This window comes from Maricaulis sp. B-26, from assembly GCF_056857855.1.
The window spans coordinates 111,397-128,199 of record NZ_JBSXNX010000026.1; the positions used below are offsets into that span (position 1 = coordinate 111,397).

The window sequence follows — 16,803 nt, forward strand, 5'->3', positions numbered from 1 at the left end:
CTGAAGGACACGGATCACGGCCGGGCGCGATGTCCGGCCGTTTTCTTTTGTCACAAGCACACCTTGCACGGTCGACGAGCGCCGTCGCTTTCGCTACAAATTCCGTACCGTTCGGCAAATCCCACCGGGAATTCGCGTCAGGAGTTCGTATGCGCCGCCGTTTTCTGTATGCCAGTGCCCTGGTTTCACTGACCGTTGCAGCCCCGGCCGCGTTGGCCGATCGCGAAGTCACCGACGAAGTGACCACGCCGCTGACGACGTCTACCGCCGGGGATGGCGGAACCGCCGACAATATCGTTATCACGAGCACCGGCCGCGTGACGCTGACGACCGCGGGTACCGCAGTAACAGCGGACAGCGACCATACGGTTTCCGTCGAAGGCTCGGTGGATGTCACCAGCGACGATGACGGCGGCGTCGGCGTGCTCCTGGAAGGCGGCACGACCGGCGGCCTCGAAGTATCTGGTAGCGTGAGCGTGGATTCGGAAAGCGATCCGCAGGACCTCGGCGAAGACGAACTCGTTCAGGACCTCGACGGCCCCAGTGCTGTGGGAGGCGACCGCGTCGGCATTCTAGTCGACGGCACGGGCGCTTTCGTCGGCGATATCGTCATCACCAATGGCGGCCGCATCGCGGTCCGGGGCAATGACTCGGCATCCATCCGCATTCTTACCGATGTAACCGGCAATATCATTTCGAACGGTACGATCACCATGGTCGGCGACCGATCCTACGGTCTCGACGTACAGGCACCGGTTTCCGGCGACGTGCAGATTACCGGCGCGGTCAATGTTCGAGGCGAAGACACGTCGGCGATCAATATCAACGCCGATCTCGGCGGCAGTTTTTACCTGCTTGGCTCCGCAACGGGCACAGGCTACCAGTTCAATGGTCGCCCGCTTGTTCCCGAATACATCGAAACGCTTGATGAAGACGATGTTTTCCAAGGCGGGCCAGTGGTGCTCGTTCAGGCGAATATCGCGAACGGCATTCTTTTCGAGGGCGCGACGGGCAGCAACGGGATCGGCAGTGATTCAGCTATCTCCCAACGTGGCAGCGCACCCGCGGTGTTCATTTCCGCCACCGATGGCGACATCGTAATCGGTGAAGCGATCCAGCCAGCCGTCGAGGACGATCCCGACACGACCGACACCGATGAAAGCATCCCGGCGACCCCGCTGGGCTATTCATTCGTGACCCGCGCGGGTCTGACGGCCGCAGGCGAGCTCAATGATGTGTCAGCGACAGGCATCAGGATCGGCGGTTCCGACGATGGTTTAGGAGGTTTCTATACGGCCACCCTGTCCGAGGGCATGCTCAACGACGGAATCATCACCGTCACCGCCTATTCTGATACGACGGAAGCCGATGCCACCGCGATGCACCTGGCCGAAGGCGCCGTGCTCCCGGTCCTGACGAATACCGGCAATGTCAATGCCGTGACCACGACGGTTGCGGTCGATGGTGCCTACGGCACGGCCTACAGCCTGCTGATCGACGAGGGCGCGATCCTTAATGCCTTCGCGAACCACGGTCGCATGTCGGCGACGGGCGCCGGCGGAGCGAGCAGCATTACAATTCTGGACCGGTCGGGGACTCTCGGTTCCGTCGAGAATACGGGCGCCATTTTCGCGGAACACACAGCGCCGCTCGCCTATGTCGACGAGGACGGCAATCTGATCGAACCGGACGATGTCCCCCATGACCGCGTGGCGATCGATCTGAGCGCCAACACGACCGGAACCAGCTTCCATCAGTATTGGGTGCAGGCTGAAGACAGCAATCCGGACGACGATATTCCGGCACTCAATGTCACCCAGGAAAACATCCGAGTCTTCGGCGATGTACGTCTGGGAAGCGGCGCGGACACGTTCCGCGTGGAAGCCGGCGACGTCACGGGCGACATCGCATTCGGCGACGGCGCCGATCTTCTGATCCTCGACGGGACGACCGTTCGCGCCGAGATCGACCGGCTCGTCGATGAGGGCCTTATCGATGCTCTGGATGCCGAAGAGCTTTACGCCGAGCTGCCCGTAATTCTCGGAGCGCTCACGGACAGCGACGGCCTGCTCGATATCGAGGTCGACAATGCGACCCTGAACCTGCAGGGAACCGAGCAGCTGGGTCTGACCAATGCACGCTTCGGTGAAGGTTCCGTTCTGGTGCTGCGGATCGACGCGGGTACCGGCGAAGCCGGAAACCTTGTCGCGAGCGGCGACATCACCTTCGAGAGCGGCTCTCGCCTGACTGTCTCCCTGTCCGATATCATCGGCAATGGCGGTTCGTTCGAGCTCATCCGTGCAGGCAATCTCACCGTCGAGGACAGCCTCGACGAGCTGCGCGATGCCGAGTCGCCCTACCTCTACACGGCCTCGCTCGAATTCGACCCGGCCGACGACAATGTCATCCGCCTCAATCTCGAGCGGAAGACGGCCGAGGAACTGGGCATGACGGCCAACCAGGCCTCTGCCTACCAGGCCGCGTTCAACACCTGGGAAGGCAGTGAGCTGGGCGCGGCGATCGCCTCCCTCACCTCCCAGGAAGATTTTTTCGCGGCTTACGACCAGCTGCTTCCGGAATATGCCGCAAGCGCCATCCAGTTCGCTCTGGCGAGCAATGACAGCGCCGTCGGCGCCCTGGCGAACCGTCTCGAGGCGGTGCGCCGGAGCCCCGAGGAAACCGGCGGTCTCTGGATTCAGGAGTTCGGTTATTTCGCGGATCGCGCGGGATCGTCCTTTGGCCCTGGCTATCGCGGTCAGGGTATCGGCGTAGCCGTCGGTTTCGACCGACCCGCGGGTCCCTTCTACGCCGCGGGCGTGAATTTCGTTGGTTCTGCCAGCGAGGTTTCCGAAGTCGACGGTGTCGACGATCCGATGTCAGCCCTGTCGGCTCAGCTCGGCGCCTATGCCGGCGCGCGCGGTCCGGCCGGTATCAATCTTGATATCTACGGCGGCGCCGGTTTCGACAGCTTCGAGCATAATCGCCGCGTCCTGATCGGTGAATTCGACGCCACGCCTTCTGCCGAATGGACCGGCTATCACCTTACCGGTTCGGCACGCGTTTCGCGTAATTTCGAGTTCGGCCGCTACTATGTCAGCCCGGCGCTGTCGGTCGACTATCTGACCCTGTTCGAGTCCGATTATACGGAAACCGGTGGCGGCACCGGGGTCGACCTCTTCGTCGGCGAGCGCGATTCAACGAGCTTCTCCAGCACGGGCCTGCTCTCCTTCGGCGCCATGTTCGATAATGGACAGAGCTGGTGGTCCCCGACCCTGCGCGTCGGTTATCGCAACGAGTTCAGCGACGAAATCATGGAAACCGAAGCCGGTTTCGTGGATTACGACGAGACCTTCACGCTTCGATCTCAGCGTATGCCGGGTACGGGCATGATCTTCGGCTTCGGCGTAAGTGCGGGCTCCGGCTACTCGACCTTCTCGTTCGACTATGACGCCGATATCCGGGACGACTTTATCCGGCATACGGGCCGCCTGGTCATTCGACTGGTCTTCTAGTCAAACATCGCATCCGGTTGGCTCCGCAACCGGCGGTTAACCCTAAAGCGCGAGGCTTGCACGCATGATGCGTGCAAGCCTCGTTCTCGTTTGCGTCCTCATCGGCGCCACTGCCTGCGGTCACAGACCGCCGGATCAGGTCAATGACGCCTGCCTCATTCTCGAGGACAATCGTGCCTGGTGGCGGGCGCTCCAGCGCACGGAAGACCGGTGGGGTGTCCCCCCGGGCGTGCAGCTGGCCATTCTCAAACGCGAGTCGAGTTTCAATGCCCATGCGCGACCGGCGCGACGCCGCCTGCTGGGCATCATACCGCGTGGACGCCCTTCCTCCGCCTACGGCTATGCCCAGGCGCTGGACGAGACCTGGGACTGGTACAGGCGGGACACCGGCAATCGCGGTGCCGATCGCGACAATTTCCGCGATGCGGTCGATTTCGTGGGGTGGTATGCGAACAAGAGCCGCGAGCTTTCCGGTATTCATCCGAGCAATGCGCGTGAACTCTACCTCTCCTACCATGAAGGTCATGGCGGCTATAATCGCGGAACCTACCGGCGCCACGACTGGCTGATCCGCGCGGCCAACGAGGTCGCACGAGACGCCGCCCGCTACGACGCGCAGATCGGTCGCTGCGAAAGGCGCCTTTCCCGCCGCTTCGGGCTGTTTTGAATTTCCCAAAATCGCTCCGACTCGTGCATGCTTGAGGCATGTCGTCTCAAAGCTCCGAATCCGACCTGTTTTCCGCCAGCCCCGCTCCGACGCCCGAGAAGGCGCCGGCTCCGGGCTATTCGGCTGCCCACATCGAGGTTCTCGAAGGGCTGGAAGCCGTTCGCCGCCGCCCGGGCATGTATATCGGGGGCACGGACGAGCGGGCCTATCACCACCTCTTCGCCGAGATTCTCGACAACTCGATGGACGAGGCGGTCGCCGGCTGGGCCGACCGGATCGAAGTCGTGGTCGATGAGGACGGGTATATCACCGTGACCGATAACGGGCGGGGCATCCCGGTCGATCCGCACCCCAAATACCCGGACAAGTCGGCCCTCGAAGTCGTGCTGACCGTGTTGCATGCCGGCGGCAAGTTCTCAGACAGCGCTTACAAGACCTCCGGCGGCCTGCATGGCGTCGGTATCTCGGTCGTGAACGCGTTGTCGGAATCGCTCGAGGTCGAAGTCGCGCGCGAAAAGACCCTCTGGGCACAATCCTATTCGCGCGGCCTGCCGCAGGGGCCGATCCAGAAGGTCGGCGCAGCGCCGAACCGCCGCGGCACGAAGATCCGCTTCCTGCCCGACCGCGAGATTTTCGGACCGAGCGCCCGCGTGAAACCTGCCCGCGTCTACCAGATGGCACGGGCCAAGGCTTTCCTGCGCCGGGGCGTGAAAATCCAGTGGCGCTGCGCGCCCTCTCTCGTCGAGGGCACCGATATCCCTGCCGAGGATATTCTGTGCTTCCCGGGCGGCCTCGCTGACCGCATGACCGAGCTGGCCGACAAGCGGGCGCTCATAACGGCTGAGGCCTTTGCCGGCCGCGTCGAGCGCGAGGATGGCGGCGGCGGCGTCGAATGGGCCGTGACCTGGTCGGGCAATGGCTATGGCAGCGATGCCGACGGCTTCTGCCAGTCCTTCTGTAACACCGTGCCGACGCCCCAGGGCGGTACCCACGAACAAGGCTTGCGGGCTGCGCTGACCAAGGGTTTACGCGCCTATGCCGAACATTCGAACGCGAAGAAGGCCTCGCTGATCACGCCGGACGACGTCATGGGCGGATCCGGTGCGCTCGTTTCGGTCTTCATCGGCGACCCCGAATTCCAGGGTCAGACCAAGGAACGCCTCGCCACGCCGGAAGCGGCCAAACTTGTGGAAACGGCCGTACGCGACCAGTTCGACCACTGGCTCGCCGGATCGCCGAAGGAAGCCGCCAAACTTGTCGAGTTCGTCATCGAGCGCGCGGAAGACCGGATGCGCCGGCGCAAGGAAAAGAACGTCAAGCGACAGACGGCATCGCGGCGTCTGCGCCTGCCCGGCAAGCTCGCGGACTGTTCGCGCGCCGGCTCCGACGGAACTGAACTTTTCCTCGTCGAGGGCGACTCGGCCGGCGGCTCCGCAAAGCAGGCCCGAAAGCGCGAGACCCAGGCCATCCTGCCCCTGCGCGGCAAGATCCTGAACGTCGCCTCGGCGACCGCCGACAAGATCGCCGCGAACCAGGAAATCAGCGACCTGCTTCAGGCGCTCGGCTGCCTGACCGGTAGCCGGTTCAAGCTGGACGATCTGCGCTATGAGCGCGTCGTCATCATGACGGACGCCGACGTCGACGGAGCGCACATCGCCGCCCTGCTGATCACATTCTTCTACAGGACCATGCCGGAACTCATTCATTCCGGACGCCTTTTCCTCGCCCAGCCGCCGCTCTACCGGCTGACGCAAGGCAGCCGCACGCTCTATGCCCGCGACGAGGCGCACCGCGACCAGATCCTGAAGGAGGAGTTCAAGACGAACGCCAAGGTCGAGATCGGCCGCTTCAAGGGTCTCGGCGAGATGACACCGTCACAGCTCAAGGAAACCACGATGGATCCGGGCAAGCGCACGCTCGCTCGCGTCACCATCGACCAAGCGGAACTGCCGTCGCTGGAAGCCCTGGTGGAAACGCTGATGGGCAAGAAGCCCGAAGCGCGTTTCCAGTACATCCAGGAGCATGCCAGCTTCGTTACGGACGAGCTGGACCTCTAATCCCGCCCGGACGCGACAGCCACAGAAAGATCGCGACGGAAAATCCGGACGCCTGCAGGATCATGGCCATGACCACGATCTGGTAGCGTACGGCAATGAGCGGATCGACGCCGGACAGTATCTGGCCGGTCATCATGCCCGGCAGCGAAACGAGCCCGACCGCGAGTAACGCGTTCACCTGCGGTATCAGCGCGGCGGTCCAGGCGGCCCGACGGGCTGAGTCGAAACCCTCGCCGGACTCCGTCGCGCTCGAGAACCTTTCTGTCGCGAGGGTGATCGCCGTCATCGCATTGGAAAACACCATTCCGGCGATCGGTATGATGACCCGCGGCTGATAGACCGGATCGGACAGACGCAGTACCGCGAAGAGAATGAAGGCGAGGACGAGCCCGCCGCCCAGGCCGAGGGCAATCGCGGCCCGGACCAGAGCGTTGCGCTTTCCCTGTTTGACGACTCGCACGCTGATCAGGGCTGAGACGCCGATCATCACGGCGACGACAGCGGCCCCGATCCAGGGATCGGGCGTCTCGAACAGAAATACGAGCGCGAATCCGATCACGAGGAGCTGCACGACCATACGGCCGGTAGCCCGCAACATCTCCCAGCCCCCGCCGGCCCAGCGCTGACCGAGCCAGGCAATAGCGAGGCAAGGCAAAAGGCAGATCGCAAGCGCGTCGAGCGTGATGGTCGGCATGCGGGCTTTCCCGTTCTCCCGAGGTGAAATCCACCACCGGTCCCAGCGCCAGTCTCCACAATTCGCCAGGGCCCGTCACCCTTCCCCTCGCGCCTTATCGGTCCCCCGAGGCAACACGTGTCAGGCGTATTGGCGAGGGCGGGCACGCGCGCTAGCTTTCCCGCAAACGAACATCGAAGAAGGGGTATCCGAATGAGCCATCACCGTAATCCGACCGGCCGTCGAAAGGATCTGCGGACGTCCGCGCTCGCCGGCGCATTGCTGGCGACGACCGCCCTGCCCGCGAATGTCCTCGCGGAACCGATCGAGTTCTTTCAGGTCGACGGCGTCCAGTACGACGAGAGCGTTCCGGCCCCCGAAGACCGGATCGGCTGGGGTCTCGGCGACCGCCCCGTCCGCCACGACCAGCTCGTCAGCTATCTCACCGAGATCGCAAACGGGTCCGACCGGATTTCCGTCGAGACGATCGGACATACGCATGAAGGGCGCCCCATCCTTTTCTTCGTGGTCACCTCGCCTGATAACCACGCCCGTATCGACGACATCCGTGCTCGGCATCTGGCTTCGCTCGAGCCGGGCGCGGCGCCGACCGACGGTCCGTCCGTGGTCTGGCTGAATTACGGCGTACACGGCGCGGAATCGGCTGGCATGGACGCTTCCATCCCGACCCTCTATCACCTGGCCGCCGCGCAGGGTTCGGAGGTCGACGCAATGCTCGACGACAGCGTCATCCTGATCACGGCCATCTTCAATCCGGACGGACACTCCCGGCGCGTGAACCATGTCGAGACCTTCGGCGGCACCGTGCCCGTCACCGATCCCGATCATGAGCAGCACAATATCTGGGGCGAAGCCCGTACCAATCACTATTGGTTCGACCTCAACCGCCAATGGCTGCTGCAGACCCAGCCCGAACCGCAAGCCTGGCTCACCCAATGGCACCGCTGGAAGCCGCAGGTTTCCGCGGACTTCCACGAGATGGGGACGGAAGCGACCTTCTACTTCCACCCCGGCGAACCGAACCGGCTCAACCCGCTGATCCCCGAACGCGCGCGCGACCTGACGCTCGGCATCGCCCGGCACCATGTCGATTTCCTTGACAGCGAGGCGCGCCTCTACACGTCCGAGGAAGGCTTCGACAATTTCTATGTCGGCAAGGGGTCGACCTATCCGCAGGTCAACGGCTCGCTCGGCATACTCTTCGAGGTCGGTGCCGCCCGCGGCGGCCTGATCGAAAGCGAGCGCGGTCTGGTCAGCTATGCCGACAATATCCGCACCCATTTCCGCACCTCGCTGACGACGATCGACGGCGCCCGTGCGGCGGCCGACGAGATTGCCGGCTATCAGCGCGAATTCTTCGCCAACTCGCTTGAAGCCGGTCGCAGCGATCGCGACCGGGCCTATATCTTCACGGCCGAAGGCGACCCGGCCCGCGCGGACCTCTTCGTGGACCTGCTCGACAGGCACGACATCCGCGTCAATGCCCTCGCCCGCGACGTCCGCGCCGACGGCCGCACCTATCGCGCCGGCGAGTCCTTCGTGGTCGAACTGGCCCAGCCCCAGTACACAATGATCCGGTCTCTCTTCGACCGCGTGACCGAGTTCGAGGAGAACGTCTTCTACGACGTATCGGGCTGGACCCTGCCCCTCGCCTACGATCTTGACTATGCGGCGTTGGGACGGGGCTTCAACGCCAACCTGCTGGGCGAGGCCGTCGAGCCGGGTCACATCGCCCAGCCCGCGCCCCCGCGTGGCAGCTATGGCTATGTCATGCGCTGGTCCGATTATTATGCACCGCGTTCCCTCTACCGCCTGCTGGATGCGGAAATCCGTGTCCGGGTGGCAACGGAGCCTGTCCGCATCTCGACCGATGCCGGCGCCCTCGATTACGGCCCCGGGACGGTGTTCATTCCGCTCGTTGGCCAGGATGCCGACCGCGAGGCCATCCATGAAATGGTTTCCCGCATCGCCGAGGAAGACGGCGTTCCGGTACGGGCCGTAACGTCCGGCTCCACAGACGGCGGGACGCCGGACCTCGGCGACCGCAATGGGTTCCGCTCCATCGAGCGTCCGGAAGTCCTCGTCCTCTTCGATGACGGCCTGTCTCTCTATGACGCCGGTGAAGTCTGGCACCAGCTCGATCACCGCATGCACATCCCCGTCACCCTGCGCCGCAAGGACGAGCTCGGCGGGCTCGACTGGTCGCGCTACACGCATCTCGTCATCGTCGGCGGCGGCAATACCGAGCTGGCCGAGAACGACCTCGAGCGTGTGCGTCAGTGGGTGCGCGAGAACGGTGGTGTCGTCGTCGCGGCCCGGCAAGCGGCAGAGATGGCCCAGGATGCCTTCTTCGGCACCGGGGAAGATGGCGCTGATGATGCAGAGCAGAATGGGGAGGAAGATGGCCCGCTGGAGCGCCGCAATTATTCCTCCATGCCCATCTCGGAGGCGGAGCACGTCATCGGCGGCGCCATCTTCGGCGGCGATCTCGATCCGAGCCATCCGATCGGTTTCGGTTATTCGAACCGCTCCATTTCCCTGCACCGAAACACCACGCTCACCCTCGACCGGCCCGAGGACGATCCGTTCGCCGTCGTGGTCGAGTATGACGAGAACCCGCTTCTCTCCGGCTATGCATCCGAGCGCCGCCGAGAAGAAATCGCGGGTACGCCCGCGGTCATCGCCCAACGGCTTGGCCAGGGCAGTGTCATCATGTTCGCCGACAATCCCAATTTCCGTGCGACCTTCCGCGGAACCGAGAAGATGTTCCTCAATGCCATCTTCTTCGGCGGACTGATCGACAATGCCCGCGGCGACTATCGCGAGGAATGACCCGTCACGCCGCGGCCGGAAATCCGGCCGCGGCATTTGACGTCTCAGACGCGAAAGCGTTCAATCGAAATCTCTTGCCCGGGGAGAGACTCAGCGGGCACAACAGGGGAACAACAAGATGAAACTGAAGGCATGGATGCCGGCGATGGCCGTTTCGGCCGCCTTTGCGCTGGCAGCGTGCGGTGGTGGAACGGACTCCGGCGAGTCCGGCTCGCAGACCGCGAATAGCGACGGCGATACCGGCATCGTCCGTCCGGATACCGATCCCTATCCGTCTACCTATACGCCCCGTCCGAGCGGCGTGACGCTGATCAGCGGCGGTACGGTGCTCGACGGTCGTGGCGGCGAGATCGAAAACGGCGATGTTCTCATCGAGAATGGCCGTATCGCTGCCGTCGGGACCGATCTGGAGGCTCCGGACGGTGCCACCGTGATTGATGCCACGGGACGCTATGTGACGCCCGGCATCATCGACATTCACTCGCATCTCGGCGTCTACCCGTCGCCGAGCGTCAGCGCACACAGCGACGGCAATGAGGCAACCCAGCCGGTGACCGCTGAAGTCTGGGCCGAGCACAGCGTCTGGCCGCAGGATCCTGGATTCGAAGCCGCACTCGCCGGTGGCGTGACCACGCTCCACATCCTGCCCGGTTCCGCCAACCTTATGGGCGGACGCGGCGTGACCCTGCGCAATGTGTCCGGCCGTACGGTCCAGGATATGAAATTCCCCGGCGCGCCCTACACGCTGAAAATGGCCTGCGGCGAAAACCCGTCCCGCGTCTACGGCAATCGCGGCCGCTCTCCGGCCACCGATATGGGCAATATGGCCGGCTATCGTTCCGCCTGGATCGAGGCGTCCGACTATCGCGACAGCTGGCATGAATACTGGGAGGCCGCCGAGGACGGCGAGGACGTCGATCCGCCGACTCGCAATCTGGAGCTGGAAACCCTGATGGGCGTTCTGGACGGCGAAATCCTGATCCAGATGCACTGCTATCGTGCAGACCAGATGGCGCAGATCCTCGATATGTCAGAGGAGTTCGGCTACCAGGTGACGACCTTCCACCACGCCGTCGAAGCCTACAAGATCCCGGACCTCCTGGCCGAGCACAATGCTTGCGCGGCGGTGTGGGCCGACTGGGGTGGTTTCAAGATGGAAGCCTATGATTCCATCCGTGAAAACCTGGCCATGACTCACGCCAACGGCGCCTGTGCGATGATTCATTCGGACAGCGACATGGGCATTCAGCGGCTCAACCAGGAGATCGCCAAGGCACTCGCTGACGGACAGGCGGCCGGCCTCGATATCTCCGAGGCGGAAGCCTGGAGATGGGTCTCATCCAATCCCGCCGAGGCCCTCGGCATTGCCGACGAAACCGGCGCCCTGGCCGAAGGCCTGCGTGCGGATGTCGTGCTCTGGTCTGGCAATCCCTACTCCGTCTACACCCGGGCCGACCAGGTCTGGATCGACGGTGCCCTGTCCTTTGATCGCCGCGACGAGGCCCTCCAGCCCGTCCGCGACTTCATGCTCGGTCAACCCGGCGAGGGAGAACAGTAATGAACAAGCTCATTCCCGCCATTGCCCTGGGTCTTGCCTGCTCCGTGCCGGCTGCCGCCCAGACCTACGCCGTTACAAACGGGCGGATCGTGACGAACTCCGGAAACGGTATCGTCGAGAACGGAACCGTAGTGATGCGTGACGGTGACATCGTCGCTGTTGGTGCCGGCGTGACGGTGCCGGAGGACGCGACGGTCATCGACGCTCAGGGAGGCTGGGTCACGCCGGGTCTCTTCGCGGCCTGCTCCCAGCTCGGCCTGATCGAAGTCGCGCTCGAGGATTCGACGACGGATGACTCCGCTGACGAGTCGGAGTTTTCGGTCGCGCTGAACGTGTCCGACGGCTTCAACCCGGCCGGAACGCACATTCCCTCGACACGAATCGAGGGCGTGACACGCGCCGCGCTCTTCCCGTCGACCGGCCACAATATCTTCGCGGGCCAGGGTGCGCTGATCGAAACCAGCGGTGATTCGGACTCGCTCTTCGTGTCCGACAGCTTCGTTTATGCCGATCTCAGCCAGTCCGGCGCTCGCCGTGCCGGCGGTTCCCGTCCGGCGGCCTGGGCCTTCCTGACGGCGGCCTTCGCGGACGCCCGGGGTTATCCCGGCCGATTCTCGGCGGACCATGTCGGCGATGCACTGAGCCGATACGATGCCGCGGCACTCCTGCCCGTCGTCCGGGGCCGGATTCCGCTCATCATCAATGTGGACCGCGCAGCCGATATCCGCCGTGCGATCCGCTTCCAGGAGGAAAACGCTCCGGTTCAGCTGGTCATCGAGGGTGGCGCGGAAGCCTGGCTCGTTGCGGACGAACTGGCTGATGCCGGCATTCCGGTGCTGTTGGACCCGCTCCGCAACCTGCCCGCCTCCTTCGACGAACTCGGCTCGACTCTGGATGCGGCCGGTCGTCTTCACGACGCTGGCGTTACGGTGGCCTACACTACGCGTACATCGGACGGGTACTTCAATGCCCGCCTGCTGCCCCAGCATGCCGGCAATGCCGTGGCCAACGGCGTAGCCTGGGACCAGGCCTTCCGCTCCATCACGCTGACACCGGCTGAAATCTTCGGCGTCGGCGACCGCTATGGCGCGATCGCACCCGGCTATGCAGGCGATGTCGTGATCTGGAGCGGCGATCCGCTGGAGCTGATGACCTCAACCACCGCGGTCTTCATCGACGGCGAACCGACCGAGATGGAATCACGGCAAACTCGCTTGCGGGACCGTTACATCAATATCACGGACGATACGCCATTCGCCTATCGGCGCTAGCGTTTCAGCCCATGCGCGTTGACTTGACCGCATGGGGCCGTATTTTGCGCCCAACTCGCGGCCGCGCCTTCACGGCGCGGCCGTACTGCTTGTGCTCAAACCTAAGGACGCCATGACGTTCGCGGAACTCGGACTAAGCCCGAAACTACTCGAAGCCATCGACGCGGCCGGTTATACCGAGCCGACGCCGATCCAGGCCGGCGCCATCCCGCCGGCCCTTGCGGGACGCGATGTGCTGGGCATTGCCCAGACCGGTACCGGCAAGACGGCCTCCTTCACCCTTCCCCTCATCGAGCGGTTGTCGCGTGGACGTGCCAAGGCACGCATGCCCCGCTCCCTGATCGTGACACCCACGCGGGAACTTGCCGCCCAGGTCGCGGAGAATTTCGAGACCTATTCCAAGGGTCAGAAGCTGACGATGGCACTGCTGATCGGCGGCGTCGCCTTCGGTCCACAGGAAGAAATCCTCAATCGCGGCGCCGACGTCCTGATCGCGACACCGGGGCGCCTGCTCGATCATTTCGAACGCGGCAAGCTCCTCATGACCGGCGTGCAGATGCTGATCGTCGACGAGGCAGACCGCATGCTCGACATGGGCTTCATTCCGGACCTCGAGCGTATTTTCTCGCTCACGCCCCCTCCGCCCCGCCGCCAGACGCTGTTCTTCTCGGCTACCATGCCGAAGGAAATCCAGAGCCTCGTCGATCGCTTCCTCAAGGACCCGGAGCGCGTCGAAGTTGCGCGACCAGCCACGACGGGCGCGAATATCGAGCAATTTCTGGTCAAGATTCCGAACAGCACCCCAAAGGTAAAGCGCGAGGCGCTGCGCGCCGCGATGAACCGTGAGAACGTCCGAAACGGCATCATCTTTTCCAATCGCAAGCGCGACGTCGATATCGTGGCGCGCTCGCTCCAGCGGCACGGATTTTCCGCAGCGCCAATCCATGGCGACCTGGATCAGTCTGCCCGTACCGCGACCCTCGCCGACTTCAAATCCGGCGAGCTCCGCTTCCTCGTCGCCAGCGACGTTGCCGCACGCGGCCTCGACATTCCGAATGTGAGCCACGTCTTCAATTACGACGTGCCCCATCATGCCGATGATTACGTCCACCGTATCGGCCGCACAGGTCGTGCCGGGAAGACTGGCGAGTCCATCACCCTCGTCACCCCGGGTGACGACAAGGCGCTGGCTGCGGTTCTCAGACTGACGGGCAAGGATGTTCCGGTCCTTGATCTGGACGGTCAGAGCGGCGGTTCCGGTGAAGACGCAAAGAGCAAGCCCAAGCGGTCGCGCTCCCGCAAACCGGCGGATGCGAACAAGGAAACGGCCGCTTTGAAATCGGAGAAGCCCGCCGAAAAGGACGAAACACCTGCGACGTCTGCCCCGAAAGAGGAAAGCGGACAGAAGCCCAAGTCCCGCCGTCGCGGTGGGGGTAAGCGGGACAAGCGCCAGGATGGCGGCAATGGCGGTGCCGTTGTCGGCTTCGGCGACCACGTCCCCGACTTCATGAGCAATTCCGCGGGGTGAGATTCAACGGGCCTAGCAAACTTGCCCGCCAATTGCAGCGGAATAGCCATGCAAGCACTAGGGTCAATGAAAATTAGTCATACCGTATGAGGCATTTTTACCTCTTCTTTTCATTTCCCCACTAGGGTGATCAGCATGACAGGCTCAGAAGCGATGCCTGGGCAGGAAAGGGTTTCCCGGTGAACGGTCGACTGCTTGGTAAAGAAGGCCATGAGTTCGCGCACAAGGCGCTGGAGCTCATGCAAGATTTCGACGTTCCGCCAACGCCGGAAAACTATGCTGTATGGAGCTGCTTCGCCAGCGACACCAATCCCGAACTCTGCGAGAGTCTGCGCAAGCGTATCGAGTCGAAGGATGCGTTCACCGATGAGGTGAACAGCGAGCTCTTCGAGCAGTATTTCCAATGGAAGGCTATTCAGGACGCGATCCTTGAAAGCGGCGGCGCCATGTGCCGCGAGCTCGGTGCCGTCCAGGAAACCCTCGAAGCTGCCGGCCGTGACACCGCAGCCTATGGCGAGGCCCTTGCGGGCGTCGGGAACGAACTGCATGCGGTTGCCGATTCCGAGTCGATGCAGAAACTCGTCGAGTCGCTCGTAACCGCGACGGCACGCATGCAGCGTCGCAGCCAGGACCTCGAGAACCGTCTCCAGGAAACCTCCAACGAGGTGACCCAGCTTCGCTCACATCTCGAAAAAGTCCGCGAAGAAGCCATGACGGATGCCCTTACCGGCATCGCCAATCGCAAACGCTTCGACGAAACCTTGCGCCGCGCCCGCCGCGAGGCCGAGAATACCGGCAAGCCGCTCAGCCTCGCCCTCTGCGACATCGACTTCTTCAAGCGTTTCAATGATACGTGGGGCCACCAGACCGGCGACCAAATCATCCGTTTCGTGGCCGGTTGCCTGACCCGGCACTCAGCCGAGCATCACGTCGTTGCCCGCTATGGCGGCGAAGAATTTGCGATCGTCATGCCGAACACGCCGGCGGAAACGGCGGAACGCATCGCCGAACGAATTCGTAAGACCGTGGAGTCGAAGAAACTCCTCCGCAAGTCGACCAATGAAGATCTGGGCAATATCACCGTCTCGCTCGGTATCGCCAGCTATCGCGACGGCGAATCCGTCGAGCAATTGATTCAGCGCTCGGATTCAAACCTCTACAAATCGAAGACACGGGGCCGCAACCGGACCTCCACCGACCATGCGGACTCGACCAAAAGCGCAGCTGCCTGACCGACAGCATCAGAGCGCAAAAAAGAGCCGCCTGCAGGGCGGCTTTTTTGTATCTAGGAACCGGAGGGCGGACGGGTCGACCTGAAGCTGGCTCGCCCCTCCCACGCTTCCACGAGCGCCTGGAGTTCCGGCCGCCCTTCCCGCCATCGGCTCTCCGGATAGCGGAAATCGAGATAGCTCATCGCGGTCGCCATGGTCAGCGGACCGAGTGCAAGGGGATTCTCGACGTGACCCATGAGGTTTTCGACTTCGTCGAGCGCGCGAATGATCCCGCGTTCACGCCGCCCGATCCAGTAATCCGACCGGATATGCTCGTCGCGCACCATTTCGACACGTCGCGCCACAGTGAGATCCAGGAGACCGCTGGCGAGTGCTTCCAGCCGCCGGTCATCCCAACCGCGCGGCCAGGGATTGCCCGCCTGTTCTGCCAGATAGTCCGCGATAAGTCCGCTCTCGGTGAGAGCCTGGCCGTCATCCAGAAGGAGGCATGGCACACGGCCGAGCGGATTAGCCTGAAGCAGGGCTTCATCATCCTCGAACGGGTGAGATTCCATCTCCTCCACTTCGCGCTCGAGCCCGAATTCCTGAACCAGGACGCGGCACTTCCGCGAATAAGGAGAGGTGGTGGAAATAATAAGCTTCATGACCGGTCAGATTTCCTTCACGGGAACAATCGTCACGCTCTCCCCGCAACCGCACGCATCGGTCTGGTTGGGGTTGTTGAAGACGAATTTGGCATGAAGCGGCGTGATTTCATAGTCGATCTCGGTGCCGAGCAGGAAAAGCAGGGCCTTGGATTCGAGGACAATCTCCACCCCCTTGTCCGCGACACGCTCGTCCAGCGCTCCGGGCGACTCGACGTATTCCATTTCGTATTCCATGCCGGCGCAGCCACCATTCTTGACGCCGACTCGCAAAAAACCGGCGCCACGATCGGTCATGATCGTCTTGACCCGCTCGGCCGCAGCATCCGTCAGGGTTACTGCTTTGGGACGTTCTCGCTGAGCCATATTACTCACCTCTAGAACATGTTGAGCGCTAGGCGCGCTTCGTCGGACATCCGGTCCGGAGTCCAGGGAGGCTCGAAGGTCAGATTGACCCGTGCCCGCTCGACCCCGTCGACCTTCTCGACGGCATCCTGGACCCAGCCCGGCATCTCTCCGGCAACAGGACACCCCGGAGCCGTCAGCGACATGTCGACCTTGAGCGTCCGGTCATCTTCGAGATCCACTTTGTAGATCAGGCCAAGCTCATAGATGTCCACAGGGATTTCCGGGTCATAGACGGTCTTCAATGCGGTCACGATGTCATCGGTGATCCGCGCCAGCTCATCCGCCGGAATCGCGCTTGCAGCCTCGGGCACGCTCGCGGGAGCCGCTTCCGGTGCCTGAGTTGCGGCGGTTGGGCCGCTCAGATCGATCATGTCTCTTTCGGGCATTTCACTCATGACAG

The 16,803-nt window shown here is 63.2% G+C and carries 12 protein-coding genes; 8 read left to right on the forward strand and 4 right to left on the reverse strand.

The window, feature by feature from the left end; all coding sequences use genetic code 11:
• Positions 1-149 precede the first annotated feature (149 nt).
• From AC13HB_RS12875 to parE, 3 genes are all read left to right on the forward strand, one after another.
• Positions 150-3,512, forward strand: a complete 3,363-nt coding sequence (locus tag AC13HB_RS12875) for an autotransporter domain-containing protein (protein WP_482950171.1) — start codon at positions 150-152, stop codon at positions 3,510-3,512.
• 64 nt (positions 3,513-3,576) lie between these two features.
• Positions 3,577-4,179: a transglycosylase SLT domain-containing protein gene (locus tag AC13HB_RS12880; RefSeq protein ID WP_482950172.1), complete on the forward strand. Its 603-nt coding sequence runs from the start codon at positions 3,577-3,579 to the stop codon at positions 4,177-4,179.
• Positions 4,180-4,217: 38 nt separating this feature from the next.
• Positions 4,218-6,236 carry a DNA topoisomerase IV subunit B gene (gene parE, locus AC13HB_RS12885; protein ID WP_482950173.1) on the forward strand — a complete coding sequence of 673 codons (2,019 nt, stop codon included), beginning with the start codon at positions 4,218-4,220 and terminating at the stop codon, positions 6,234-6,236.
• On the opposite strand, the gene AC13HB_RS12890 is transcribed toward parE, so the two are convergent.
• Positions 6,214-6,930, reverse strand: coding sequence for an ABC transporter permease (locus tag AC13HB_RS12890; protein ID WP_482950174.1), 717 nt, complete (start codon positions 6,928-6,930; stop codon positions 6,214-6,216). The two genes, parE and AC13HB_RS12890, sit on opposite strands and share 23 nt — an antisense overlap.
• A gap of 192 nt (positions 6,931-7,122) precedes the next feature.
• Here AC13HB_RS12890 and AC13HB_RS12895 point away from each other — a divergent pair, with 192 nt between their 5' ends.
• From AC13HB_RS12895 to AC13HB_RS12915, 5 genes are all read left to right on the forward strand, one after another.
• The gene (locus AC13HB_RS12895; protein ID WP_482950175.1) at positions 7,123-9,762 is read left to right on the forward strand and encodes a M14 family zinc carboxypeptidase; all 2,640 of its coding nucleotides are present in this window, start codon (positions 7,123-7,125) and stop codon (positions 9,760-9,762) included.
• A 118-nt stretch (positions 9,763-9,880) separates the two neighbouring features.
• Positions 9,881-11,320: an amidohydrolase gene (locus AC13HB_RS12900; RefSeq protein WP_482950176.1), complete on the forward strand. Its 1,440-nt coding sequence runs from the start codon at positions 9,881-9,883 to the stop codon at positions 11,318-11,320.
• Positions 11,320-12,591: an amidohydrolase family protein gene (locus AC13HB_RS12905; protein WP_482950177.1), complete on the forward strand. Its 1,272-nt coding sequence runs from the start codon at positions 11,320-11,322 to the stop codon at positions 12,589-12,591. Before AC13HB_RS12900 ends, AC13HB_RS12905 begins: the two co-directional genes overlap by 1 nt.
• A gap of 112 nt (positions 12,592-12,703) precedes the next feature.
• On the forward strand, positions 12,704-14,119 hold the full coding sequence (locus AC13HB_RS12910; RefSeq protein ID WP_482950313.1) for a DEAD/DEAH box helicase: 1,416 nt from the start codon (positions 12,704-12,706) through the stop codon (positions 14,117-14,119).
• 179 nt (positions 14,120-14,298) lie between these two features.
• On the forward strand, positions 14,299-15,351 hold the full coding sequence (locus AC13HB_RS12915; protein WP_482950178.1) for a GGDEF domain-containing protein: 1,053 nt from the start codon (positions 14,299-14,301) through the stop codon (positions 15,349-15,351).
• Between the two features lie 53 nt (positions 15,352-15,404).
• On the opposite strand, the gene AC13HB_RS12920 is transcribed toward AC13HB_RS12915, so the two are convergent.
• From AC13HB_RS12920 to AC13HB_RS12930, 3 genes are read right to left on the reverse strand one after another with little or no spacing between them, the layout of a single operon-like run.
• Entirely contained in the window at positions 15,405-15,995 is a 591-nt protein-coding gene (locus AC13HB_RS12920) for a glutathione S-transferase N-terminal domain-containing protein (RefSeq protein WP_482950179.1), read from the reverse strand.
• 6 nt (positions 15,996-16,001) lie between these two features.
• Positions 16,002-16,361, reverse strand: coding sequence for a HesB/IscA family protein (locus tag AC13HB_RS12925; RefSeq protein WP_482950180.1), 360 nt, complete (start codon positions 16,359-16,361; stop codon positions 16,002-16,004).
• Between the two features lie 11 nt (positions 16,362-16,372).
• Positions 16,373-16,798: an SUF system Fe-S cluster assembly protein gene (locus AC13HB_RS12930; RefSeq protein ID WP_482950181.1), complete on the reverse strand. Its 426-nt coding sequence runs from the start codon at positions 16,796-16,798 to the stop codon at positions 16,373-16,375.
• Positions 16,799-16,803: the final 5 nt, after the last annotated feature.